This is a genomic window from Providencia sp. PROV236 (genome assembly GCF_033676985.1).
GTDB classification, from domain to species: Bacteria; Pseudomonadota; Gammaproteobacteria; order Enterobacterales; family Enterobacteriaceae; genus Providencia; species Providencia manganoxydans.
The window spans coordinates 1,670,882-1,696,025 of the sequence record NZ_CP096297.1 but is presented as its reverse complement, the minus strand read 5'-3'; the positions used below and the strand labels follow the sequence as shown (position 1 = coordinate 1,696,025).

22 protein-coding genes are annotated in these 25,144 nt (G+C 41.1%); 5 read left to right on the top strand and 17 right to left on the bottom strand.

Annotation, left to right across the window (positions count from 1 at the left end; all coding sequences use genetic code 11):
* Window positions 1-61: 61 nt before the first annotated feature.
* Both M1E96_RS07350 and tctD read right to left on the bottom strand, forming a co-directional pair.
* Window positions 62-1,480, bottom strand: a complete 1,419-nt coding sequence (locus M1E96_RS07350; protein ID WP_369427448.1) for a sensor histidine kinase — start codon at window positions 1,478-1,480, stop codon at window positions 62-64.
* Window positions 1,477-2,145 (bottom strand): transcriptional regulator TctD, encoded by a 669-nt coding sequence (tctD, locus tag M1E96_RS07345; RefSeq protein ID WP_070929194.1) that lies wholly within the window; start codon window positions 2,143-2,145, stop codon window positions 1,477-1,479. Before tctD ends, M1E96_RS07350 begins: the two co-directional genes overlap by 4 nt.
* A gap of 286 nt (window positions 2,146-2,431) precedes the next feature.
* On the opposite strand from tctD, the gene M1E96_RS07340 reads away from it, so the two are divergent.
* From M1E96_RS07340 to M1E96_RS07325, 4 genes are all read left to right on the top strand, one after another.
* Window positions 2,432-3,406, top strand: a complete 975-nt coding sequence (locus tag M1E96_RS07340) for a tripartite tricarboxylate transporter substrate binding protein (RefSeq protein ID WP_070929193.1) — start codon at window positions 2,432-2,434, stop codon at window positions 3,404-3,406.
* Window positions 3,407-3,418: 12 nt separating this feature from the next.
* On the top strand, window positions 3,419-3,850 hold the full coding sequence (locus M1E96_RS07335) for a tripartite tricarboxylate transporter TctB family protein (protein ID WP_070929192.1): 432 nt from the start codon (window positions 3,419-3,421) through the stop codon (window positions 3,848-3,850).
* A gap of 14 nt (window positions 3,851-3,864) precedes the next feature.
* The gene (locus M1E96_RS07330) at window positions 3,865-5,379 is read left to right on the top strand and encodes a tripartite tricarboxylate transporter permease (protein WP_369427447.1); all 1,515 of its coding nucleotides are present in this window, start codon (window positions 3,865-3,867) and stop codon (window positions 5,377-5,379) included.
* Between the two features lie 174 nt (window positions 5,380-5,553).
* A complete protein-coding gene (locus M1E96_RS07325; protein WP_272579918.1) occupies window positions 5,554-6,012 on the top strand; it encodes a hypothetical protein in 459 nt (152 codons plus the stop codon).
* Window positions 6,013-6,091: 79 nt separating this feature from the next.
* Here the strand turns inward: M1E96_RS07325 and fabB are convergent, their stop codons facing one another.
* A complete protein-coding gene (fabB, locus tag M1E96_RS07320; RefSeq protein ID WP_070929190.1) occupies window positions 6,092-7,306 on the bottom strand; it encodes a beta-ketoacyl-ACP synthase I in 1,215 nt (404 codons plus the stop codon).
* A gap of 205 nt (window positions 7,307-7,511) precedes the next feature.
* Here fabB and mnmC point away from each other — a divergent pair, with 205 nt between their 5' ends.
* Window positions 7,512-9,548 carry a bifunctional tRNA (5-methylaminomethyl-2-thiouridine)(34)-methyltransferase MnmD/FAD-dependent 5-carboxymethylaminomethyl-2-thiouridine(34) oxidoreductase MnmC gene (gene mnmC, locus M1E96_RS07315; RefSeq protein WP_337979905.1) on the top strand — a complete coding sequence of 679 codons (2,037 nt, stop codon included), beginning with the start codon at window positions 7,512-7,514 and terminating at the stop codon, window positions 9,546-9,548.
* A 75-nt stretch (window positions 9,549-9,623) separates the two neighbouring features.
* Here mnmC and M1E96_RS07310 read toward each other — a convergent pair whose 3' ends face one another.
* The 14 genes from M1E96_RS07310 to hutI all read right to left on the bottom strand — a co-directional run bounded on the left by M1E96_RS07310 (window position 9,624) and on the right by hutI (window position 25,027).
* Entirely contained in the window at window positions 9,624-9,863 is a 240-nt protein-coding gene (locus M1E96_RS07310; protein ID WP_070929188.1) for a hypothetical protein, read from the bottom strand.
* 23 nt (window positions 9,864-9,886) lie between these two features.
* Window positions 9,887-10,285, bottom strand: a complete 399-nt coding sequence (locus tag M1E96_RS07305) for a CrcB family protein (protein WP_070929187.1) — start codon at window positions 10,283-10,285, stop codon at window positions 9,887-9,889.
* A gap of 120 nt (window positions 10,286-10,405) precedes the next feature.
* A protein-coding gene (locus M1E96_RS07300; RefSeq protein WP_319069321.1) for an IS3 family transposase occupies window positions 10,406-11,616 on the bottom strand; the annotation gives its coding sequence in 2 pieces (ribosomal slippage) (window positions 10,406-11,268 and window positions 11,268-11,616; 1,212 coding nt in all).
* Between the two features lie 879 nt (window positions 11,617-12,495).
* The gene (locus tag M1E96_RS07295) at window positions 12,496-13,014 is read right to left on the bottom strand and encodes a GNAT family N-acetyltransferase (protein WP_272579912.1); all 519 of its coding nucleotides are present in this window, start codon (window positions 13,012-13,014) and stop codon (window positions 12,496-12,498) included.
* A 228-nt stretch (window positions 13,015-13,242) separates the two neighbouring features.
* The gene (locus M1E96_RS07290) at window positions 13,243-13,515 is read right to left on the bottom strand and encodes a YfcL family protein (RefSeq protein ID WP_070929173.1); all 273 of its coding nucleotides are present in this window, start codon (window positions 13,513-13,515) and stop codon (window positions 13,243-13,245) included.
* A gap of 146 nt (window positions 13,516-13,661) precedes the next feature.
* Window positions 13,662-14,210, bottom strand: a complete 549-nt coding sequence (locus tag M1E96_RS07285; protein ID WP_070929172.1) for an elongation factor P hydroxylase — start codon at window positions 14,208-14,210, stop codon at window positions 13,662-13,664.
* A 15-nt stretch (window positions 14,211-14,225) separates the two neighbouring features.
* On the bottom strand, window positions 14,226-15,029 hold the full coding sequence (locus M1E96_RS07280) for a TSUP family transporter (protein ID WP_140178704.1): 804 nt from the start codon (window positions 15,027-15,029) through the stop codon (window positions 14,226-14,228).
* Between the two features lie 316 nt (window positions 15,030-15,345).
* Entirely contained in the window at window positions 15,346-16,434 is a 1,089-nt protein-coding gene (gene aroC / locus M1E96_RS07275; RefSeq protein WP_070929170.1) for a chorismate synthase, read from the bottom strand.
* Between the two features lie 74 nt (window positions 16,435-16,508).
* Window positions 16,509-17,441, bottom strand: a complete 933-nt coding sequence (prmB, locus tag M1E96_RS07270; protein ID WP_070929169.1) for a 50S ribosomal protein L3 N(5)-glutamine methyltransferase — start codon at window positions 17,439-17,441, stop codon at window positions 16,509-16,511.
* 171 nt (window positions 17,442-17,612) lie between these two features.
* Window positions 17,613-19,010, bottom strand: coding sequence for an amino acid permease (locus M1E96_RS07265; RefSeq protein WP_140187295.1), 1,398 nt, complete (start codon window positions 19,008-19,010; stop codon window positions 17,613-17,615).
* A gap of 96 nt (window positions 19,011-19,106) precedes the next feature.
* Window positions 19,107-20,639, bottom strand: a complete 1,533-nt coding sequence (gene hutH, locus M1E96_RS07260) for a histidine ammonia-lyase (RefSeq protein ID WP_070929168.1) — start codon at window positions 20,637-20,639, stop codon at window positions 19,107-19,109.
* Between the two features lie 12 nt (window positions 20,640-20,651).
* The gene (hutU, locus tag M1E96_RS07255; RefSeq protein ID WP_175442559.1) at window positions 20,652-22,337 is read right to left on the bottom strand and encodes a urocanate hydratase; all 1,686 of its coding nucleotides are present in this window, start codon (window positions 22,335-22,337) and stop codon (window positions 20,652-20,654) included.
* Window positions 22,338-22,703: 366 nt separating this feature from the next.
* Window positions 22,704-23,447, bottom strand: a complete 744-nt coding sequence (gene hutC / locus M1E96_RS07250; RefSeq protein ID WP_070929167.1) for a histidine utilization repressor — start codon at window positions 23,445-23,447, stop codon at window positions 22,704-22,706.
* Window positions 23,448-23,788: 341 nt separating this feature from the next.
* Window positions 23,789-25,027 carry an imidazolonepropionase gene (gene hutI / locus M1E96_RS07245; protein ID WP_272579910.1) on the bottom strand — a complete coding sequence of 413 codons (1,239 nt, stop codon included), beginning with the start codon at window positions 25,025-25,027 and terminating at the stop codon, window positions 23,789-23,791.
* Window positions 25,028-25,144 lie beyond the last annotated feature (117 nt).

Sequence of the window (25,144 nt, the reverse complement as noted above, 5' to 3'; positions counted from 1 at the left end):
TCCGATCAAACCCGAACTATTACAGCGAATTTAATGCTATTAGTGCTCTATCCCCTATTCATCACGGGCTAGTTTGAAACACCACCCTAGCCAGTAGCCCACCCAATTCCGTCCCTTTCAATAATTGCAATTCCGTGCCGTGGTAAATCGCAATATCTTTTACCAATGCAAGGCCAAGTCCAGAGCCTTCCATCGCTAATGCATTATTTAATCGTGTAAATGCTTCCATAGAACGCGTTATTTTTTTATCGGGAATACCGGGGCCTGAGTCTTCTACTTCCAAAATAGTATGCTGCTTGTCTTCACTGAAGAGTATTCGTACCGTTACTATGCCATTGGTAGGGGTATATTTAATCGCATTATCAATTAAATTGGCGCACATTTCAGAAAGCAAAATTGGCTCTCCTTTGATCCATGATTGTTCTTCCCCCTCATAACCTAAATCAATACCTTTACTTTCAGCTTGCCCTAGGCGAGTAAAACAAGCCTGCTGAACCAACTCAACAAAATTGATTGCTCGATATTGGCGGATAGCTTCTTTTTCATGTGCTTTTAAACGTGCTAGCTGCAATAACCTATCAGTTAAGGCAATAGTACTATCCAACGTGTTATTAATGGCATGTAAACTTTGCTGTCGTTGTTGTTCATCATTGCTATTCAATGCCACAGACACTTGTGTTTTCAAAACGGTTAAGGGCGTTTTTAATTGATGAGAGGCATCGGCACTAAAACGCTCTTGGCGCTTCACCATTCTTTTTAATCTTTCAATATAACGATTTAATGCATCTACAAGCGGTGATAACTCTGACCATGGTAATACATCGGGTATAGGTGTTAGGTCATTTGCAGAACGCCCCATCATCAAATAAGATAATTTTTTGAGTGGGGTTAATAGGCGGCTCAATAATAGATAAGCTAGAACCAAGGTCAAAAATACCACAGTTCCTTGGCTCATTAAGGATGAAATGAGTAATTGGCGTGCAAATTCGTGTCGTGATGCGACTGTCTCTGCCACACGGATCTCTACCATTCCCATCATGCCGCCTTCATTCACGGGTTGATAAAATGAGGCAACACGGATCGGTAAACCTTTGTATTCAGCATCGTAAAAATAAACCAGTGCCGTATACAGCTGAGAACGCAACCAATGCGGGGGGATCTCAGGTAAATCATTATAACCTGAAATGGTTTCACCACTTGGAGAGATGACTTGATAGAATAAGCGGTCATTAATGTTGCGCTCAAAACTGTCTAAGACAACATAAGGCACATCAACGATTAAATGACCATCTTGCACTTGTATACGTTCAGCCACTGTCCTCGCGGAAGAAAGCAAAGTGCGATCATAAGCTTGGTTCGCCGCATTTTTGGCGCTGTAATAATGGGTGTAGACTGTAAAAGCCCCCAAAATAATAAGGGGGATACCGAAAAAGAGCAGCAACTGATGAAAGAGAGAGTGTGGATGAGAGACTAATTTCATACACTACACTGCTCTAGTCGGTATCCTAATCCGCGAAGAGTACTAATATTGACATCTGTCCCCGAAAGTTTTTTTCTGACGCGATGCACATATAATTCAATACTCTGTAAATTAGCTTCATCGGAGAGGGAAAAAACCTGCTCAAACAATTGTGTTTTTGAAACAGGACGCCCACGGCGATTGAATAAGGTATTGAGTACAGCAAACTCCCTTGGTGTTAAGGCAAGTGGTTCTTGGTTAAGCAAAAAATAGCCATCTTCATGATAGCAAAGTGAACCAAAACGTTGCTGTTCATTGACCTGCCCTTGACTACGACGTAACAGCGCTCTAATTCGTGCTTCCAATTCAGCTAAATCAAAAGGCTTAGTCACATAATCATCAGCACCTGCATTGAGCCCTTTGACTCTATCTGCAACATCCGAGTTGGCTGTCAATAATAAAACGGGCAGCTCTTGTCCACGTTTACGCATTTGTGCCAGTACCTCTAAGCCATTTAGTCTTGGCAAAGAAACATCCAACACCACCAGCGAATAACTTTCTGTTTGTAATAGTTGATCGGCTATGGCGCCATCACTCGCGATATCCACCGCAAACCCTGTCGAGCTAAGTGCTTTTTGTAACCACAATGACAACTCATCGTGATCTTCCACTAGCAAAATTCTCATTGTTCATGCACTCATTTAAGCAGATTTTGCGTATACGTTCGCATTAACCTCTACGTAATGAAAGACTTAAGCATAATATTTCCAATCCAGCTCACAGGAATACCTCACGCACATAAATTAACATTAAATTAACAATTAAAAATAATTAATAATAAACAATCTGATATTCATCACAAAAAAATAACTTAGTTTGTTAATGAAAGGTAAATGAAAGCTTAGTGAGCCCATGATGTTGGCGAGAAAAACAACAATGACATCTCTTTATTTGATTTCGTGAGGAAAAAAAATGAAAAAATTATCATTAACCACTGTTGCGACCGCCCTATTTTTTGCCAGCTTACAGCAAGCCAGTGCCCTACCTGATCGTACAGAGTGTATTGCTCCAGCGAAACCCGGTGGTGGTTTCGATTTAACCTGTAAATTAGTTCAAGTATCTATGCTTGAAACAAAAGAAATAGAAAAACCAATGCGGGTCACCTATATGCCCGGTGGTATTGGTGCTGTTGCTTACAATGCTATCGTAGCACAACGCCCAGCCGAGCCAGGTACCATTGTCGCATTCTCTGGCGGTTCTTTACTTAATCTCGCACAAGGAAAATTTGGCCGTTATAACGAAAATGATGTGCGTTGGTTAGCCAGTGTTGGTAGCGATTACGGCATGATCGCGGTTCGAGAAGATTCACCCTATAAAAATTTGCAAGATTTAATGGAAGCGTTCAAAAAAGATCCTAACAGTATCGTTTTCGGTGCTGGTGGTTCAATCGGCAGCCAAGATTGGATGAAAACTGCTCTGCTCGCTAAACAAATCGATGTCGACCCGCGCAAAATGCGTTATGTCGCCTTTGAAGGGGGTGGTGAAACATTAACAGCATTACTCGGTAACCACATTCAAGTCATGTCTGGTGATATGAGTGAAATGGCACCTTACCTTAACGATGGCAAAGTACGCGTACTGGCGGTTTATGCTGATAAACGCCTCAGTGATGGGCTTGAAAATATCCCAACGGCGAAAGAGCAAGGTTATGAAATTGTCTGGCCAATTATTCGTGGTTTCTATATGGGACCCAAAGTTTCAGATGAAGACTATAACCAATGGGTCGAAGCCTTCCAAAAACTACAACAAACCGATGAATTCAAAAAACAACGCGAACTACGCGGGTTATTTGAATATAACTTAACCGGTCAAGAACTGGACAATTACGTTAAAAAAGAAATCGAGCAATACCGAGAACAAGCTCGCTCATTTGGTTTAGTGAAATAACGGGGGCCGATGATGAGCCAGCGCATATTTGCCATTGTTTGGCTGATATTGTGTGGGATCGGTCTTTACATTGGTTGGGGCATCCAAAGTGAGTTCTCATACGAACCTCTGGGGCCTCGGCCTTTCCCGATAGCCATACTCTCCTTAATGGCTTTGTGTGCCTTACTGTTACTTTTAGGCAAACAAGAAGCTATTGAATGGCCAAAACCTTATGTTTTACGTCGCTTAGCACTGCTGATCTTGTCATTAGTGATCTATGCATGGGTATTCGAATGGTTAGGGTTTCCATTATCAACCAGCTTACTGACCATCAGTGTTGCATTGCTATTTGGCGCGACACCAATTGCCGCAATTATTTCAGGACCAATACTGGGTGTTGTACTGTTTTATGCCTTCGACAAGCTACTTGATGTCACCCTGCCTATTGGCAATCTGTTTAATTAAGTAAGGAAATAGCCATGGAAACTTGGATGTATCTTTCGCAAGGGTTTGAAGTCGCATTAATTCCTCAAAACTTGCTGATCGCCCTTATCGGCTGTTTTATTGGCACCGTCGTTGGCATGCTACCCGGTTTAGGGCCAATCAATGGTGTTGCGATACTGCTTCCTTTAGCATTCGCATTAAAACTGCCTCCAGAATCAGCGTTAATATTATTAGCAACCGTATATTTAGGCTGTGAATATGGTGGGCGTATATCTTCTATTTTACTGAATGTTCCCGGTGATGCCGCTGCCATTATGACAACTTTAGATGGCTACCCGATGGCAAAACAAGGTAAAGGTGGGGTTGCACTATCTATCTCAGCAGTCAGCTCATTTATTGGTTCAAGTATCGCGATTGGCGGTATCATTTTATTTGCACCACTTTTGGCACAATGGGCTTTAGCATTCGGACCGGCTGAATATTTTGCGCTTATGGTATTTGCGATCGCTTGCCTTGGCAGCATGATGAGCCAAAATCCCATTAAATCACTATTAGCCGCGCTAATTGGTTTATCTTTTGCGACCGTAGGCGTAGATGCAAACTCAGGTGAATACCGTTTTACTTTTGATAGCGTTCATTTATCCGATGGGATCCAATTTATCGTCGTTGTCATTGGATTATTTTCTGTTAGCGAAATTTTGTTAATGCTAGAAGGTACCGCTACAGGACAAGGACTGATCCGCAAAACAGGTCGTATGCTATTTAATCGCAAAGAAGCTAAACAGTGTGTAGGTCCAACATTACGTTCTTCATTTGTTGGTTTTTTTATCGGTGTGCTCCCCGGCGCAGGTGCAACAATAGCCAGTGCTATCACCTATATGACTGAGAAAAAAATCAGTGGTGCAAATAACCAATTTGGTAACGGTGATGTACGTGGGGTCGCGGCTCCAGAGGCTGCTAATAATGCCTCAGCCTGTGGCTCTTTTATTCCAATGTTAACCTTAGGCGTCCCCGGTTCAGGAACCACGGCAGTCATGATGGGGGCATTAACGCTATATAACATCACACCCGGTCCAGGTATGTTTACAGAGCAACCTGATATCGTCTGGGGGCTAATTGCCGCATTACTGATTGCAAACGTGGTTTTATTAGTCATGAATATCCCATTAATTGGCTTATTCACTCGTATGCTTACCGTACCGCTGTGGTTTTTAGTACCCGCGATCGCTACGGTTTCTGCTGTTGGCGTCTATGCTGTTCACAGTACAACGTTTGACTTATTACTGATGATGGGACTCGGCGTATTTGGCTATATATTACGGAAAATGAATTTCCCACTATCCCCTCTGATTTTAGGTTTTGTACTTGGTGAGATGCTTGAGCAGAACTTGCGCCGCTCTTTATCAATCAGTAATGGTGAGTTCAATATTTTATGGAGCAGCACTATCTCACAATGCTTACTGGCTATGGCAGTGCTAGTGCTAATATTACCGCCAATTATTAAACTTATTCGCAGAAAACGTCAACACCAGTCCCACATAACTGAATAATCTTACTCGCAATCAATTCTCTGTAACATTTTGCCCCAGTTCTATTTTGGGGCATTTTTTATTCAGTTTATTCCATTGATTTTATTAAAAATCAGACAATCTCTATATAAAAACAGCCTTGGCTTTTTATATTATTTTTGTATTATCTCACTTTAGAACACCATTACTCTTAATATGTTTATTAAAATATTTACGCGTCTATTTAACTGGCAACCAAAACCACTTACTTATAACCAATATGCCAAGGTTTTAAATGATAATTACCAAATTAGTAGCCAAAATCCAGCGACCTTGACTTATAAAGAAAGCGGCTATTTATTAATTAAATCTCAAGGTGAAGTACATGTACGCTGTAATGGATTATTAGTTTTACGTTTAAAACGCAATATTAATATTATCACGATTGGTTGGATTGGTAATAAAACCCAGATCCTCGATATCAAACACAATATTTTCACGTCATCACGCGGCTTTACCTCCTCAAATAGTCGCCATTATTCAACGACGACAACCTCTTCTGAAAGCAGCTCTTCAAGCCATGAGCAACGTTCAAGCAATAGCAATGATAGTTATGAGTGTAGTTCGTCCGGAAGTGACTCATGTGGTGGTGACTCAGGAGGTGGTGGTGATTAAATATTCCAGTCACCCAATAAAAAGAGCGAAAACCTAATCGTTCTCGCTCTTTAAAAATTTATTTAGCTAATTAAATAAATTAAGCTTTGTATTTGCTCATCACTAACGTTGCGTTAGTACCACCGAAGCCAAAGCTATTTGACATTACAGTCTCTAGCGCTTGTTCAGTTGGTTTAGTCACAATATTCAAGCCTTCTGCTTTAGGATCTAACGTCTCAACGTTGATGCTTGGCGCGATAAAGCCATGTTCTAACATTAGCAGGCTATAAATCGCTTCATGTACACCCGCAGCACCCAGTGAATGGCCGCTCATTGCTTTAGTTGCAGAGATAGCCGGAGAGTCGTTGCCAAAGACTTCTTGAATAGCTTCAAGCTCTTTCGTATCACCGACAGGTGTTGATGTACCATGAGTATTGATGTAATCAATTTTACCATCGATACCCTGCATTGCCATTTGCATACAACGTACAGCACCTTCCCCAGATGGAGCAACCATATCAGCACCATCAGAAGTCGCGCCATAGCCGACGATTTCTGCATAAATGTGCGCGCCACGCGCTAATGCATGCTCAAGTTCTTCAACAACGACGATACCGCCACCACCTGCAATAACAAAACCATCACGGTCAACATCATACGTTCTTGATGCTTTGCTCGGGTCTTCATTGTATTTGGTAGACAGTGCGCCCATCGCGTCGAATTCACAAGTCATTTCCCAACTAAGCTCTTCACCACCACCGGCGAAAACAACATCCTGCTTACCTAATTGGATCAATTCCACTGCGTGACCAATACAGTGCGCTGATGTTGAACATGCTGAGCTGATTGAATAGTTAACACCTTTAATTTTAAATGGCGTCGCTAAGCAAGCAGAGATACCCGATGCCATCGCACGAGTGACCATATAAGGACCAACACCACGTAGGCCTTTTGCTCGCATACCATCTGAGCCTGCAACTTGGTTACGAGGAGAACCACCACCCGACCCCACAACAAGGCCAGTACGTAAATTAGAAACTTGTTCGTCAGTTAAACCCGAATCACTAATTGCCTGCTCCATAGACAAATAAGCGTAAACTGAGCAATCGCTCATGAAACGGCGGATCTTACGGTCAATTAAACCGTCTGTATCCATTTTTACATTACCCCAGACGTGGCTACGTAGCCCCGCCTCTTTGAATTCTTCTGAAAAAGTGATCCCGGAACGACCTTCCTTCAGAGAAGCCAGTACTTCTTCCTGGTTATTACCAATACTGGAAACAATACCCAGGCCAGTGATGACTGCACGCTTCATTCATTACCTCATGTCTTTTAATAATGTGAGTACGGGATTTATAGTGTGCCACTTTAGCTTACACTTGTACGCTGAACAAGTCCGATCAGGGTAAATATTTGTATTTTTTTCTTATCTAACATAACAACATTTTTGTTCAAAGGTAGCCTTGGTGCCTGTTCAGCGCTAAAATTCAGCTATTATTTGGATAATATTAGGCATAAGCGTGAAAAAGTCAGCAGTTCAAACAGCCCGCCTTAGCTGGAACGACGAAGGCACTCCGATTTCAGAACAATTTGATGACGTCTATTTTTCTAATCAAGATGGTTTAGCAGAAACCCGTTATGTTTTTTTACAGGGAAATCAATTTCCAGCACGCTTTGAGAGTCATCCATTTGAAACCTGTGTTATTGCGGAAACGGGTTTTGGTACAGGCTTAAACTTTCTCACTTTATGTCAATCTTTTGAAGAATTTAACCGTAATCATCCACATGCAATGTTACAGCGATTACACTTTATTAGTTTTGAAAAGTATCCACTTAGTGGAGATGACCTTAAAATGGCACATGGCCGTTGGCCTGAGCTTGCTGCGCTCTCAACCATGTTGTGTGAACAATGGCCTCAACCACTCCCCGGAAATCATCGAATTGTATTAAAAAATGGGCTAATTACACTTGATTTATGGTTTGGTGACATAAATGAACAATTACCCCAACTTAATAGCAATTTAAACAATAAGATAGACGCTTGGTTTTTAGATGGATTTGCACCTTCAAAGAATCCTCAAATGTGGAGCGAACAACTGTTCGCTGCAATGGCTAAATTTGCTCGTCTAGGAGGAACGTTTGCCACCTTTACCTCTGCTGGTTTTGTTAAACGAGGTTTGCAACAAGCAGGGTTTACTATTAAAAAAATTAAAGGATTTGGTCATAAACGTGAGATGCTTACGGGTAACTTAGCCGATAAAAATGACAAAATGATGACGCCTTGGTTTGCCAGACAAGCTGCATCAACACCCGATGACATTGCCATTATTGGTGGCGGCCTCGCCAGTTTAACAACCGCCTATGCACTCATACAACGAGGTGCGCATGTTACTGTTTATTGTAAAGATGAACACGTGGCACAAAATGCATCAGGTAATCGACAGGGAGCGGTTTACCCACTGCTTAACGGTAAGGCGAATGCATTAGAACAATTTTTTGTCAGCGCGTTTCCTTACGCACATCGTTTTTATCATCAGCTCAGCCGTCAAGGGATCGAATTTGATGGGCAATGGTGTGGTGTTTCCGAATTGGCTTACCATGAAAGAAGTCGCCGCAAAATTGATTCCATGTTACAAACCCAATGGCCAGAGCAATTTGCCGCAGAAAAAAGCCGTGAACAGCTGAGCCAATTAGCAGGGTTGGATGTCAATCATTCAGGTATTCATTACGCCAATGGCGGCTGGCTGTGCCCTGCTCAACTTTGTGAAAATCTTATGCGGCACCTCAGTGAGAAAGGGGTTAAGTTTCACTTTAAGCACAACATTAAAGAACTACAACACACTGAAAAAGGCTGGTTATTACACGCCGAAGTTGAAGAACAACAACAATCCTTTATACATCAAACCGTAGTGATTGCTAATGGGCATCTGCTGAGCCAATTTTCACAAACGGAAAAACTGCCTGTGACCCCAGTCAAAGGACAAGTCAGCCATATCCCAACAACGACCATACTAGGACAGTTAAATAATGTGCTCTGTTATGAAGGGTATTTAACACCAGTTAACCCTGCGGATCAGCAGCATTGTATTGGTGCCAGCTATCAGCGCAATCAACTCGACTTTGATTACAGTGAAGCTGACCAACAAGAAAATCGTCAAAAATTACGGGATAGTTTGCCTGATATCACATGGACTGAAGAGATTGATGTTTCAGGAAAGCAAGCACGACAAGGGATCCGCTGTGTTATTCGCGATCATATGCCGCTAGTCGGTAATGTTCCCGATTTTACACAACTCATGACTCTGTATGAAAATCTATCTGAACAAATGACACAACCAGAAGATATTCAAGCTGCTCCTGTTCATCCTAATTTATTCATATTAGGTGCGCTTGGCTCTAGAGGGCTCTCGACCGCGCCTTTATGCGGTGAATTACTTGCAGCACAAATCTTTAATGAGCCATTACCATTCAATGATGAAACGCTAGCAGCACTACACCCCAATCGATTTTGGGTCAGAAAATTATTAAAAGGTCGCGAAGTAAAAGTAAAACCATAGACGATCAAATTAACCAGCAGTTAAAAAAGCCTCTTGCAACATAGAGGCTATCATTGTGTATTGTCTCTAAACTAACTACTTTTGGTTGTTTTTTCTACGTTTACAGTACCAACGACTAAACCAATTAGTGATGTAGATATAGCAGAATATGATCAACGTAATGGTCAAAATATCCATATTTAACGTATTCGTATCGAAACCAATAATGCTAATAAACAGGGTTGGCGATAAGATTAATAATAATAAATCAAAAAATAGCTGTAGACGATATGGTTTAGCTGAAATAACATTCCAAATCGTTTTATGAATACTCATTAAAGTAACCTCTTATTCTGAAATCAAACGCTATGATTAGGGTTATTTTTACACTGCTTGCTGCCTAATATATAACCGAAATAGATAACAATAAACCCAACGACTACACTCAATATTAAATATACGACGCCAGTCCATAAATATTGAGGGTATTTCATTATCTCTACTGCTCCGTACACAAAACTAGAAAAAGTAGATAACCCGCCCATCACTCCAGTAGCAAAAAAAGCATTCATTGATTGGCCAATGCGTTTACTGGTGAGCAACCCTGCAACAATACCCAATAAAAACGAAGCACTAATATTGGCAATGAAAATATCTAAAGGAAACTGGTCTGCCATTTTCGGTACAGAAATCATTAATAATTCACGAAAAATTGCGCCAATAGCACCACCGATAAAAACTAAGATTGCAATATTCATATTTTTATCCTTTAGTTAATCAACCATGCACCAAAAAATGCAGCCATCAGACCTGCAATAATTGACAATAATAAATAAAACAACGCTAACTGACTAGTCCTGATATAGGTTGACAACTTTTCAGGTATAAAATGCTCGATGAACCTCATCGGGCGTTTTATAGTTTAATGATAAATGAGGTCGCCTTTCATTATAAATCTGTATTGATTCTTCAACCAACCTCCTAGCCTGTTCTAAATTTCTCGGCTTTATTAACAAATATTCCATTTTTAATATCCCATTGACTCGCTCTGCTAATGCATTTTGATAACAGTCATAGCCATCCGTCATAGAACATTGAATATTATGTTTTTTATGGATTTCCTGATATTCCGACGAACAGTATTGTAAGCCTCGATCTGAATGATGGATCAAGGTCGTGGTTGAACTTCGTTTTTTTAATGCTTGTACAAATGATTTCTTGACGGCTTTTGTTTTCATATTGTCATCAAGATGATAACCCACTATTTTTCGCGAATAAGCATCGGTGATCAGACTTAAATAAGTATCTCCTTCGTGTGTGGATAAATACGTAATATCAGCAACCCACAGTTGCTCCGGTTGTGAAGGGATAAACCCTGATTTAATTAAATTTGGATGTCGATGAAATCGATGATGACTCAATGTTGTTCGATGATATGACCGCTTATTAGGCACTAATAAGCGATGTTCTCTCAACAAAGAAAATAATCGGTCACGACCAATAATTAATTGTTTTTGTTTCAAAAGAAAGTGTAATTTTCTCACCCCAAGCCTAGGGTGAACTGTTCGCTCAGATTTCACAGCACAAACAATAATTGCATCTAATTTTTTCCGCTTATCAGACGTATCTTGACGTTTGTAATAGGCTTGCCGAGTGATTTTCATAAAACGACAAGCTTTGGTTACGGTGAGTTTTTCAACCGTTTTTTCCTTAATAACTCGGCTTTGCGCTTTTTTGAGAGGCGAACTCCAAAATCCCTATCCATCACTTTGACAACCGCCTCAAAAAAATCAGCTTTGAGCTGCATCTCCTCAAGCTCTTTTTCAAGGGCTTTAATGCGTTGTTCAGGTGTTTGTTGCTCCGAGGTTTGGTTCATAGCAGCACCTTTATAAAGAGTATTGGGCGTACCTTCCGACCAATCTAATCTACCATGCTTACGTAACCAAACCAAAACAGTTGAACGCCCCTGTATGCCATATCGATATTGAGCTTGTTTATAGGTGAGCTCGCCTTTTTCTACTTGGTCAACAACCGCCAGTTTAAAGGCAAGAGAATAATCACGTTGAGTTCGTTTACCTATTGGTTTCATTACACTCTCCAATTTTAGATTGGAAAAGTGTCAACTTTATTTAGGACCGGTCATATTTATAAAATAAGCCCATTTGTAATATTAACCTACCTATATAATAGAATAAGCACAACGATTATCAACAATATTATTTAGATCATTCAAGATTCATCTTCAACGATCATCTCAATGTAATAATCATTACAAATACAAGGGAGTTATCATGATAATACTCACATTATGTTAATAATAAGTTATATTAATTAAATTAATGTGCCTAATGGCTAAAAAAGAACAAACAAGTCTATTTTAGACTGTCTTTATTGGACCAATAAAGGATAATGAAAGTCTATTCTCTTAAAATAATTAAATGAAATCTAAACTAAATAGTGAATAAGTTTCATTCATTGTTAAAAGAGACAAAATAACATTTTGTCTCTGCTAGATTAAGAATTTAATAACGATATTTAGATTATTTCATAATTACCCTAATAAAAAACTAGAGCATACACAAATAACAACATATATGCGTACAGATTAGATAAATCACTCGATAGATTTAATACGCAAAAATAAACTTGATATATATCAAAAATAAGTATTCTTATTAAATATATTATTATTGTGTTTGTATTATTGATATAAAAATAAATATATTAACAATATTACTCTGTTGTTCTCTTGTAAAAAATTAAATATAGTTTAATTATTTTAATAGAATAAATGCTTGATAATTGCCATTATCCAGATACTAATAATTGAGTATTAAAATCATCTATTCTAACCCCTAAAAACAGAAATAACTAAACTGTTTATTTTAAATAGTCTATATATGACTAAGATGGCTATATTACTTCAATATAGCCTAGCCATGGAGTGTATTATCAATACCTATCTAAACTATCTAATAATATTAAGACGCATCGCACATCGTTGTTCAACGTTAAAACCTGCGTTCACTTCTTGTTGCAATATAGATGCTAAGTCAGTAGTTAATTCACTCGCTTCTACTATCGAAAAACCTAATCGCTGGTAGTAAGGTGCATTCCATGCAATCTCGCGGAAAGTGGTTAGCGTGACAGAACGAACCCCTTCCAGTAATGCGAACTCTACTACTTGTTGGATCAATCGACGTCCGACACCTTTCCCCTGCCAAGACTGACACACCGAGACTTCACAGATATGAAGGCTCTCTTGCAATCGTTCGATATTGATAAAAGCGACTGGCTGATCGTTATTATTGACAGCCACCCACTCCATTTCTTGAGCTATATAATTAAGATGATCTTGTTCTGACTGCACATCATCATCAGCAATCCAACCTAATTCAGGGTGACCACGAAATGTTTGTGCTGCTGAATGTTCAATAGTAGGTAAGATTGCAGCATCAGAAGGAACGGCTTTACGAATTGAAAACATTTTTTGCTTCATAATAAAAAAGAGGGTGCCCCCCTCTATACTCGTCATACCTCATGTTGCGGTAATTTTCGTTAAGGTATAGTGATCGCGTTCACTCACATTAGTGATCTAACAACGCATTCACTACTTGTCTAGCCGCACCTCGAATTATTTAGAGTATAGGGGGTGTTGACGAAGCGAATAAAAGCCTGTTTTTTCCGCTTCTTTATTTAAAAAAATTAGATGTGTTTAGCGCACTTCATCTAAAAGTGATTTCCACATGCCTAGTACTAATACTTGATCTGGAGGGGTTAACTCGCCACCTTTAATCGCTTGTTGAATACTGTCTTCTACACGTTGATAGAGAGCATCTGCGCTAGTTTCTTGTTCTTCTTCAAGTTCAGCTACAGCAAGGGTTAAATGCCCACGCAAATAGCCACCGGCAAATAATTCATCGTCACTTGCGTGTTCGACCATATCATCAATTTTTGTCAGTATGCGTGTTTCAAAATCCGCAAGCATGCTTTATCCTTACTGTCGTTAGTGTATCTATATTCATCATACTTCAAGTTGCAGAGCTTTACGTTAATACAAGGTAACTGCGCTCATTTGCACCAATCATCGACTTGTGTATACGCCTAGCCACACCTCAAATTATTTTGAGTATATTAGGAGAAGATATCTTCCGGATAAGGAAAATCTTCTGCGCAAAGAGGTGGGGTATTGTAAAACGTTTGTAGCGCCTTCACAAAGCGTAATGGCCTTTCAGGAATACCATTTGCTAAATATTCCATCACTTGACGATGAACTTTGCGTTGAAATGCGATACGGTCAGGCTCAAAATCCCCTTCTAAGTTATCGCAACTCACATTAAAAGGGATCCCAGCGGCAACACAAAATAGCCAATCGAATGATTGAGGCTTAACCTCAACCACCTCAAACTCGCCTTGTGTTTTTTCATCACGGCCATCAGGGCAATACCAATAGCCATAATCAACCTGTTGGCGCCGAGCCTCTCCCGCAATACACCAGTGAGAAATTTCATGCAAAGCACTCGTAAAGAAACCATGAGCAAAAACAACACGATGATATGGCGTATGCTCATCCGCAGGTAAATAAACAGGCTCGTCATCACCTTTAACTAATTTCGTGTTGTACTCTTCTCCGAAGCATTCTTCAAAAATATCTATCAACTGCTGATAATGATGTTTAGTCATGAAATTCAAATCATTTTAAAATAACGAAATAACCCAAGCCTTGATTGCATCACCATGACTATCATGGAGCAATTTAATACTCATTAACAAAGAGATGATCACTATCATCGGTCGGATCAGTTTTTGTCCTTTAGTCAGCACTAAGCGAGCACCCAATCTCGCGCCAACCATTTGGCCAACAAGCATAACAAAGCCTAGTGCCCATAAAACATGACCTCCGATAATAAAAAATATCAAAGATCCAGAATTTGATGCAAAATTAAGTAATTTCGCATGGGCTGTCGCTTTCGCAAGGTTGTAACCTAACAATAAAACATAGCCTAGTGCTAAAAATGATCCCGTTCCTGGTCCAAAAGCACCGTCATAGAAGCCGATTGTCATCCCAATAGCCACACCAAAAATCGGAATACTAATACGCTGTTGGCGGTCTTGAGCGCCCAATGATGGTGTTAACAAGAAATACAGCCCGACACAAATCACCATGATGGGTAATAGCTGCTTCAGAAAGTCAGTATTAATCATTTGGATAACAATAGCACCAGCCATAGCGCCAATGACTGTCATAATGAAGGGAAATATTTGCTCGCGTAAATTGATAGCTCTACGCCTGACAAAGTACAACGTAGACGAAAAAGAACCGCCCACCGCTTGGAGTTTGTTGGTGGCTAACGCTTCGACAGGCGTGATCCCCACAGACAGTAATGCAGGTATGGTTAATAAACCGCCCCCACCTGCAAGCGAATCAATAAATCCCGCAAACAACGCAACACAGAACAGCAGCAAATAGACTTCAGGTGCAACAGCGGTCAACCAATCCATTTTTAATCCAAATAACAATATTGCTAGCAATATGTAATATACATTATGATCTATGATCACTCAGTATTACTGCCTAGATGAATATGTTTAAGCAGGTATCATCCAAACCTTTATACTGTAATCCTTCAAGTGCAGCACCTTGAGTTATCAGAGTATACACCGTATAGACTCTAAATAATTCTATACTCGTCATACTTCAAGTTGCAGGGTTGTTAACTACGCTCAGCTAGGCGACAAATGAATGAGCCACTAACAGCATAGTCACCATACCTCAACGCAAAAGCGGCGATTTTGAGTATGACAAGTATAATGATAATTAAGCAAAAGGCTTCATCGTCGGAACAACATCTGCACATTGTCCACGGTGACGCAAATAGTGATCCATTAATACAATCGCCATCATCGCTTCCGCAATTGGCACGGCACGAATACCAACGCATGGGTCATGGCGACCTTTAGTGATCATTTCAACTTCTTCACCATCACGGTTTAACGTTTTACCTGCTACCGTAATACTCGATGTCGGTTTCATTGCGATATGTGCAATGATTGGCTGACTACTGCTGATCCCACCAAGAATACCGCCAGCATGGTTTGAGCTAAAGCCGTCACGAGTAATTTCATCGCGATTTTCACTGCCTTTAAGGCCAATAACCCCAAAACCATCACCAATTTCTACACCTTTTACTGCATTGATACTCATCAATGCATGGGCAAGATCGGCATCTAAACGATCAAATACAGGTTCACCTAACCCAGCAGGCACATTTTCAGCCACCACGGTTACCTTTGCACCGATAGAATCCCCTTCTTTCTTTAAGCCACGCAATAGCTCATCTAATGCATCAAGCTTACTTGGATCAGGGCAAAAGAACGGATTTTCCTCAACGATAGACCAATCTTTGATTTCGCACTCTACTGTCCCCATTTGGGTTAAGCAGCCTCGAATAACAATACCCAGTTTTTCATGTAGGTATTTTTTGGCAATCGCACCTGCCGCAACACGCATCGCGGTTTCACGGGCCGAGGAACGGCCACCACCACGATAATCGCGCTGGCCATATTTTTGCTCGTAGGTGTAATCTGCATGACCCGGTCTGAATACATCTTTGATCGCACTGTAATCTTGTGAGCGCTGATCGGTATTTTCAATCAGTAGACCAATACTGGTACCTGTTGTAATACCATTAAACACACCCGATAAAATTTTCACCTGATCCGGTTCACGACGAGCCGTAGTATAACGCGAAGTTCCGGGACGACGGCGATCTAAATCCCCTTGTAAATCTGCTTCTGTCAGCGCTAATCCCGGCGGTACGCCATCAATGATACAACCTAAAGCCAAGCCGTGAGATTCACCAAATGTGGTCACACGAAACAGTTGCCCTATTGAATTTCCAGCCATGCCAAATCCCTAGTTCTTATTAAGCGATTGTTATTGTGATGTTGTGATTGTTTAGAATGCCGCGCAATATCCACTTAATCAATATAAAGTTGGAATTGAGCATGATGTTCCAATAATTGATCACGGGTTAACATAAACACACCATCACCACCATATTCAAACTCTAACCAAATAAACGGAACGTCTGGATATTGTTCGATAAGATGCACCATACTATTACCGACTTCGCAGATCAGTACCCCTTCATCAGTGAGGAAACGTGGTGCATTGGCTAAAATACGGCGCGCAAGTTTCAACCCATCACTGCCTGCTGCCAATGCTAATTCAGGCTCAACACGGAACTCTTCTGGCAAGTCATCCATATCTTCCGCATCCACATAAGGTGGGTTAGTCACGATCAAATCATATTTAACTTCTGGCATATCCCTAAATAAATCAGAACGAATTGGGATCACGCGATGTTCTAACCCATGATTAGCAATATTTTGCTCGGTGACAGCCAGTACATCAGCTGAAATATCGACGGCATCCACTTCTGCTTCAGGGAACTCATATGCACAGGCGATAGCAATACAACCACTACCAGTGCACATATCAAGAATAGTTTGTGGCTCGTCCGCAACCAAACCAACAAAATGGTTATTTATCAATTCGCCAATTGGTGAGCGGGGAATTAACACTCGCTCATCAACATAGAATTCGTGGCCACAAAACCATGAGCGATTAGTCAGGTAAGCCACAGGGATACGCTCATTGATTCGACGCAGTACACGTTCAATAATACGATGACGCTCCGTTGGTGTCAGGCGCGATGTAAGTAGTTCATCCGGTATATCAAGCGGTAAATAAAGCGTTGGTAGTACTAATTGTAACGCCTCATCCCATGCATTATCGGTACCGTGACCATAATAAACATTGGCTGCATTAAAGCGGCTCATTGTCCAACGCAAAATATCCTGAATGGTATGAAGCTCAGCAACAGCTTCATCAACGAAGATCTTTTCCAAGAAGTGTTTCTCCTGACTGTATATCGAAAGTCTTCAAGTTTGCCACGAAGTGAGACACAAATCAGCAGATTAATATAATTAAATCGTGAAGGAATAGATAAAGAAGACAATTAAAAAAAGCACATGCCCTCATAGGATGAGAGCATGGCCAAAATTAAATAAAGAGATTAATTATTCGACTGGTTCAGCGTTATAATTTGGCTGAGTATCCGCTTCTGGTTTTTTCACCCACAAAGCATATGCACCTGTTAAAATAACTAGCCAAACAATACCAACATATAAGGCAATACGGGTATCTTCGAAATAACCAAGCACCCCAAATATGAACAGCATAAAAATTATGGCAACTACAGGGCCGACAGGCCATAGCGGTACAGGGAACTTCAGTGAGGCAACTTGTTCTGGCGTCATTTTTTTGCGCATCGCCACCTGTGATACTAATATCATTAACCAAACCCATATAGTGGCAAAGGTAGCAATTGAAGCAATCACTAAGAACACTTTTTCTGGGATCAGATAGTTAAGTACCACACCCACTAACAGGACAAGCGACATAACCAATACCGTCATCCATGGCACACCATTTTTGGTTAACTTAGTGAACGCTTTCGGTGCTTGCCCTTCATGAGCCATACCAAACATCATACGACCTGCGCCAAAGATATCACTATTGATCGCGGATATCGCTGCGGTGATCACCACGACGTTTAAAATATTCGCCGCTGAAGAAATACCTAAGCTATCAAATATTTGCACAAATGGACTACCTTGAGAGCCAATTTGATTCCATGGGTAAATACACATTAAAACAAACAGTGTCAGAACATAGAATAGCAGGATACGAATCGGTACCGCATTGATAGCACGAGGGATCGTAACATCAGGATTTTTAGCTTCACTTGCCGTGATCCCAATCACTTCAATTCCACCAAAGGCAAACATCACCACAGCAAAGGATGCGATCACACCTCCAATTCCATTTGGCATAAAGCCGCCATGCTCAAACAAATTTGAAATTCCAACGGCGTGATCGGAAGCCTGACCAAAACCAAACATCATGATTGCAGCACCACCGACAATCATTGCGACAATCGCCACAATTTTGATGATAGAGAGCCAAAATTCCATTTCGCCAAACACTTTTACATGGCACAAATTAATGGCGCCGATAAAACAGATAATACCTAGCACCCAGATCCATTGAGCGACCTCAGGGAACCAAAGCTTCATATAAAAACCAAATGCGGTTACGTCAGCTAAGCAAACAATTAGCATTTCAAAAACATAGGTCCAACCTGCAAAAAAACCTGCACGTGGCCCCAAATAATGGCTCGCATATTGTGAAAAAGAACCTGCAATCGGGTTATGAACCGCCATTTCCCCCAATGCCCGCATAACCATAAAAACCGCAGCTCCACCTATAATATAAGCAATTAATACCGCAGGGCCTGCGGTTTCAATTGCCTTGGCTGAGCCGTAAAACAGACCTGTACCAATCGCTGCCCCGAGGGCCATAAACCGGATGTGACGCGCAGAAAGTCCACGCGTAAGTTTTGTTGTGCTTTGCATGATTTATCCTTCGTATTATAGTTTTAATTACGTTAGTGCAGATAAATACCACAAGCGGTCGATACATTGCCGACCGCTTATTATTTGCGTGATGTATTATTTAGAGAAGACTGCTCCCTCAGAGAACAGAGTTGATAATTTGTGTTCTGCAATCAGGTTGATTGCAGCATCGATATCGGGTGCAAAGTAACGGTCTTTATCATAGTACGCCACTTTATCACGCAATGTTTTACGCGCTTTTTCTAATGTTTCACTTGATTTTAGTCCCTCACGGAAGTCCATTCCTTGACATGCTGACAGCCATTCAATGGCTAAAATACCTGTCACGTTTTTGGCCATTTCCCATAAACGGCGGCCTGCCGCTGGAGCCATAGACACATGGTCTTCTTGGTTAGCTGATGTTGGTAAGCTATCCACACTCGACGGATGTGCTAATGCTTTATTCTCACTCGCCAATGCCGCAGCGGTGACTTGTGCAATCATAAAGCCTGAGTTAACACCACCGTTATTCACCAGAAACGGCGGTAACTGCGACATATGTGTATCCATTAATAACGCGATACGGCGTTCCGATAATGCGCCTATTTCAGCCAATGCTAAGGCAATATTATCTGCCGCCATCGCGACTGGCTCTGCATGGAAGTTACCACCTGAAATAATGTCACCATTATCAGAAAAGACTAATGGGTTATCAGACACCGCATTTGATTCAATTAAAATCACGTCAGCAGCTTGGCGAATTTGAGTCAAACAAGCTCCCATCACTTGTGGCTGACAACGTAATGAGTATGGGTCTTGTACTTTGACACAATTAGCATGTGATTGAGATAGCTCACTCGTCGGCGTTAGAATTTCACGGAATAAGCCAGCAACATCGATTTGTCCTTTCTGCCCCCTCACTTCATGAACTCGAGCATCAAACGGTTTACGAGATCCTAATGTTGCTTCAACACTCAACGAACCACAGACAATACCGCTGAGCAGGAGATTTTCCGCCTCAAACAACCCTTTCAAAGCGAAAGCTGTCGATACTTGAGTCCCATTTAACAGTGCCAATCCCTCTTTTGCTTCCAATTTTAGAGGCTTCAGTCCTGCTTTTTCGAGTGCCGATTTCGCACTGATCCATTTACCTTGGTATCGTGCTTTACCTTCCCCCAGCAACGTTAAACTCATATGCGCAAGAGGCGCTAAGTCACCAGATGCTCCTACAGACCCTTTAGCAGGGATCAGAGGATAAACTTGATGATTGACCAAGGCGACCAAAGCTTCAATCACCTCCAAGCGAATACCTGAAAACCCACGAGCCAAACTATTAATTTTTAACACCATAATCAGACGAACTAACTCATCATCAAGTGGCTCACCAACCCCAGCGGCATGTGACATAACAATCGAGCGTTGCAACGATTGGAGATCTTTCGTCGCAATACGGGTGTTGGCTAGCAAGCCAAACCCTGTATTGATGCCATATGCCGTTTTATCTTCTGCAATAATTTTATTAACAGTGGCAACACTTTTTTCTATCGCAGAGTGTGCACGTTTATCTAATGTGACAGTTACTGGTTGTGCAAGAACAAGGCGCAAGTCATTCAGTGTCATTTTTCCTGGATGGATAGTTAACTTAGTCATTAATTGCACCTCTTAGCGTGTTTTGATCATGGGTAAATTAAGATTTTTTTCTTGCGCACATTTAATCGCAATATCATAACCAGCGTCAGCATGGCGCATAACACCGGTTGCAGGGTCGTTATGTAGAACTCTTGCGATACGTTCAGCAGCTTCATCGGTACCATCGCACACAATAACCACCCCAGAATGTTGTGAGAAGCCCATACCTACACCACCACCATGGTGTAATGATACCCATGTTGCACCACTTGCTGTATTTAATAGCGCATTCAGTAATGGCCAATCTGATACCGCATCGGAACCATCTTTCATTGCTTCAGTTTCACGGTTTGGACTTGCAACTGAGCCTGAATCAAGGTGATCACGACCAATAACGATAGGTGCTGATACTTCACCACTGCGTACCATTTCATTAAATGCCAAGCCTAGTTTTGCTCTATCACCTAAACCAACCCAGCAAATACGAGCTGGTAAGCCTTGGAAACTAATGCGTTCACGAGCCATATCTAACCAACGATGAAGGTGTTTATCATCAGGTAATAGCTCTTTGACTTTGGCATCCGTTTTATAAATATCTTCAGGATCACCCGATAACGCTACCCAGCGGAATGGGCCTACGCCACGACAGAATAACGGGCGAATATACGCAGGTACAAAACCAGGGAAATCAAATGCATTTTTAACGCCCATTTCAAGGGCCATTTGGCGAATATTATTACCATAGTCAAACGTTGGAATACCTTGTTTTTGGAACGCTAGCATGGCTTTTACATGCTCAGCCATTGATGCTTTGGCTGCTTTTGTGATGCCTTCAGGATCTTTCGCACTGCGCTCGCGATACTCTTCCCAGCTCATACCAATTGGTAAGTAACCATTGAGGGGGTCATGGGCGCTGGTTTGGTCAGTGACCATATCGGGACGAACACCACGTTTTACTAATTCAGGAAGTACTTCAGCCGCGTTAGCACATAACGCGATCGAAACCGCTTTTCCTTCTGAGGTGTACTTTTTAATACGCGCTAATGCATCATCCAAATCAGTCGCTTGCTCATCGACATAGCGCGTGCGCAGGCGAAAGTCGATACGGCTTTGTTGGCATTCAATGTTTAATGAACATGCACCTGCCAATGTTGCCGCGAGTGGCTGAGCGCCGCCCATACCACCTAATCCAGCGGTCAATACCCAACGCCCCGTCAGATCATCATTAAAATGTTGGCGCCCTGCTTCAACAAAAGTTTCATATGTCCCTTGAACAATCCCTTGGCTACCAATATAAATCCAGCTTCCCGCAGTCATTTGACCATACATCGCTAGGCCTTTTGCATCCAATTCATTGAAATGCTCCCAATTGGCCCAATGCGGTACAAGGTTTGAGTTCGCAATTAATACACGAGGTGCATTTTCATGGGTTTTAAAAACCCCCACGGGTTTACCTGATTGCACTAGCAAGGTTTCATCGCTTGCTAATTCTTTTAGAGTTTCGACAATTTTGTCGTAGCACTGCCAGTTGCGTGCTGCTCGGCCAATACCACCATAAACCACTAACTCATGTGGGTTTTCTGCAACGTCAGGATCTAAGTTATTCATAAGCATGCGCAAAGGGGCTTCGGTTAACCAACTTTTTGCGTTGAGCGTGTTGCCTCTCGGAGCTCTGATATCACCATTTCTGTATTTATTATTTATCGTTGTCACATTCATACCCTCTTTCGATAGATTCAGTCTGTACTGATAATGTCTTGCTATAGGTATAGTTGTATATACATGTACAATCAATACCCATTTTAACATTAAATTTAGGATAGGAAGATGAGTAAAGTAAAATAAGTTATTATTTATTAGCTAGTTATAATGATTTTACTCAAAGTTGATGGTGAATAATTCTTCTAAATCTGCCAGTGAGATCACATTAGATTTACAATTAATTCACATTAATAAATTGAATGACCTATTGGAGGAATTCAGGAAAGTAAACTGAAGTGAGTTTAATTGACAGATAATTAAATGCACTATTTTTCAAAAAGATAAATAGCAAGCAACCTTAATATCAAGCGTTGCTTACTATTCCTAAGAGGTAAAATGCCCTTTTAGCTTATAGCGATTTCCGGGAAATAATAATTTTGTACTTGTCACAACAAATGATTGAGACCACGTACGTCGCGATATCAATAAGCAAGAGGAGCCGATAGCAATGTTCAACAATTTGGCGGCTCGTTCATCAGCTTCTATCGCTTCAACAATATGTTCTCCTTCCGTCAAGGGTGCAACCATTGACAAATAATCATGAGGGGTAATAGCTGAAAAATTTTGTTTTAAATAATCAGGAGCCGCTAGCGCATTAACATAGCGATCTTCTATCTGTACGGCTACCTCATTTTCATAGTGAACAATGATAGAATGAAATACCATTGTATCCGCTGAAATGTTCAACTCAGCAGCAAGGGAAACCGATGCAGGAACCTGTTCTAATCTTATGATTTTACAACTGTAGTTATGGCCTCTCGCTAATATTTCCGCTTCAATGCTATGGATCTCAAATAACGCTGATTGCCCCTTTGGCTCGGCAACAAATGTACCGACCCCTTGCACACGCACCAATAACCCTTCAGCAGTTAATTCTCTCAATGCTCGATTAGCCGTCATGCGACTACATTCAAATTGTTTTACCAGTTCTGATTCGGAGGGGACACGGTCATTAGGTTGCCATTCTCCATTATGGATCTTTTCCGTAATCAGCTGTTTTACCTGTAAGTAGAGCGGAACAGGGGTGTCCCTAGGACTTTTTTTATTTGCCGTCACAATTTTTTCCATTAAAAAAGTAAAATATTAAGCTCGCAATAAAATTGGCAAGAGCTACCTTGGCACTATCGAGTTATATACTCGCCATACTTCAAGTTACAATACTTTTGTTAAAGCTCGTGGCTACCCCATGCCAATCACATACTGATTATGCTCTTAGGGACTGACACACTTGTCACCTAGCCATCGCTCAAATTATCTAGAGTATACAATCAAGTAGCCAATATTTTGACCGTCGCAAATAAAATCTAATCTCCTGCAAAATAGGCTTAAGAGAAATAACTTACCTATCTATATTATCAGTTTTGTATGGCGATATAAGAATTTTATGACTTAATAACCAACCAATACCATTAAGCATTATGGTGACTAATATTTCCTTGATAAACGCGCATATATAAAGGCTGGCTACCTTGCTCATAAATCATCTCAACGGGATCAATAGCATTCCATACCACAAAGTCCGCCTGATATCCCACTTTTAACTGCCCATGGGTATCCTCTCGGCCTAATGCTTTCGCAGCGTGACATGTCACACCGGCCCAAATTTCTTCAGGTGTTAATCTAAACAATACCGCTGCCATATTCATGATCATACGCAATGACGCAAAAGGGCTGGTTCCTGGGTTAAAATCTGTCGATACGGCCATCGGGACCTTATGTTCACGTAACAGCTCAATTGGTGGTAATTTAGTTTCCCGTAAAAAGTAAAATGCCCCCGGTAAAAGTACCGCTACCGTTCCACTTTCTTTTAAGGCACGAATACCATTGAGATCAAGATACTCAATATGATCAACCGATAAGCCTTTAAAACTTGCGACGAGCTCACTACCACCGAGATTGGACAGTTGCTCTACGTGCCCTTTTACTGGAATACCTAATTTTTGTGCTGCGGCAAACAGTTTATGGCTTTGCTCCAAAGAAAAACCTACACTTTCACAAAACACATCAACGGCTTCAAATAAACCTTGCTGCCACAAAGCTGGCATAATCTCATTACAAATAAGATCAATATATTCGTCAGCTTTATCTTTATATTCAGGGGGAACGGTGTGAGCCGATAATAATGTAGAACTGACGCTAACGGGGTAAGAGTCTGCGAGTTTTTTAGCGACTAATAATTGCTTTTGTTCGCTGACAAAATCTAAACCATAGCCTGATTTCATCTCAATAGTCGTAACACCCTCACGGATCAATGCCTCTAGCCGAGGTTGAGAAACCTGAAAAAGCTGCTCCTCATCCAATGAACGAGTCGCACGCACCGTTGAGTTAATGCCCCCCCCTTGCTGACTTATCGTTTCATAAGAAACGCCATTCATGCGTTGCTCCCATTCCGCCGCACGGTTACCACCAAACACTAAATGTGTATGACAATCAATCAAACCCGGTGTCACTAAGCGCCCTGCTAAATCCACAACGTGGCAATCTGTAGTATTAAGCGATCCTGCTGGAACAAGCGCTACAATCAGATTGCCGCGTGTCACCATATCAACATTTTCTAGCAATCCATAAGCAATATCAGACTGCTGATCCATGGTTGCAATACGGCCATTTTGCCAGATAACATCTTGAGCTAGGGTTTTAAATGACATAACAAATCCTATGGTTTAAAAATGCATTGAATGTTGCAACAAAACAACAGGTATAGATATGTATATACAATTAGACAAAACAGCGTGATTTGTCAATGTATACTCGATAGTTTAGTT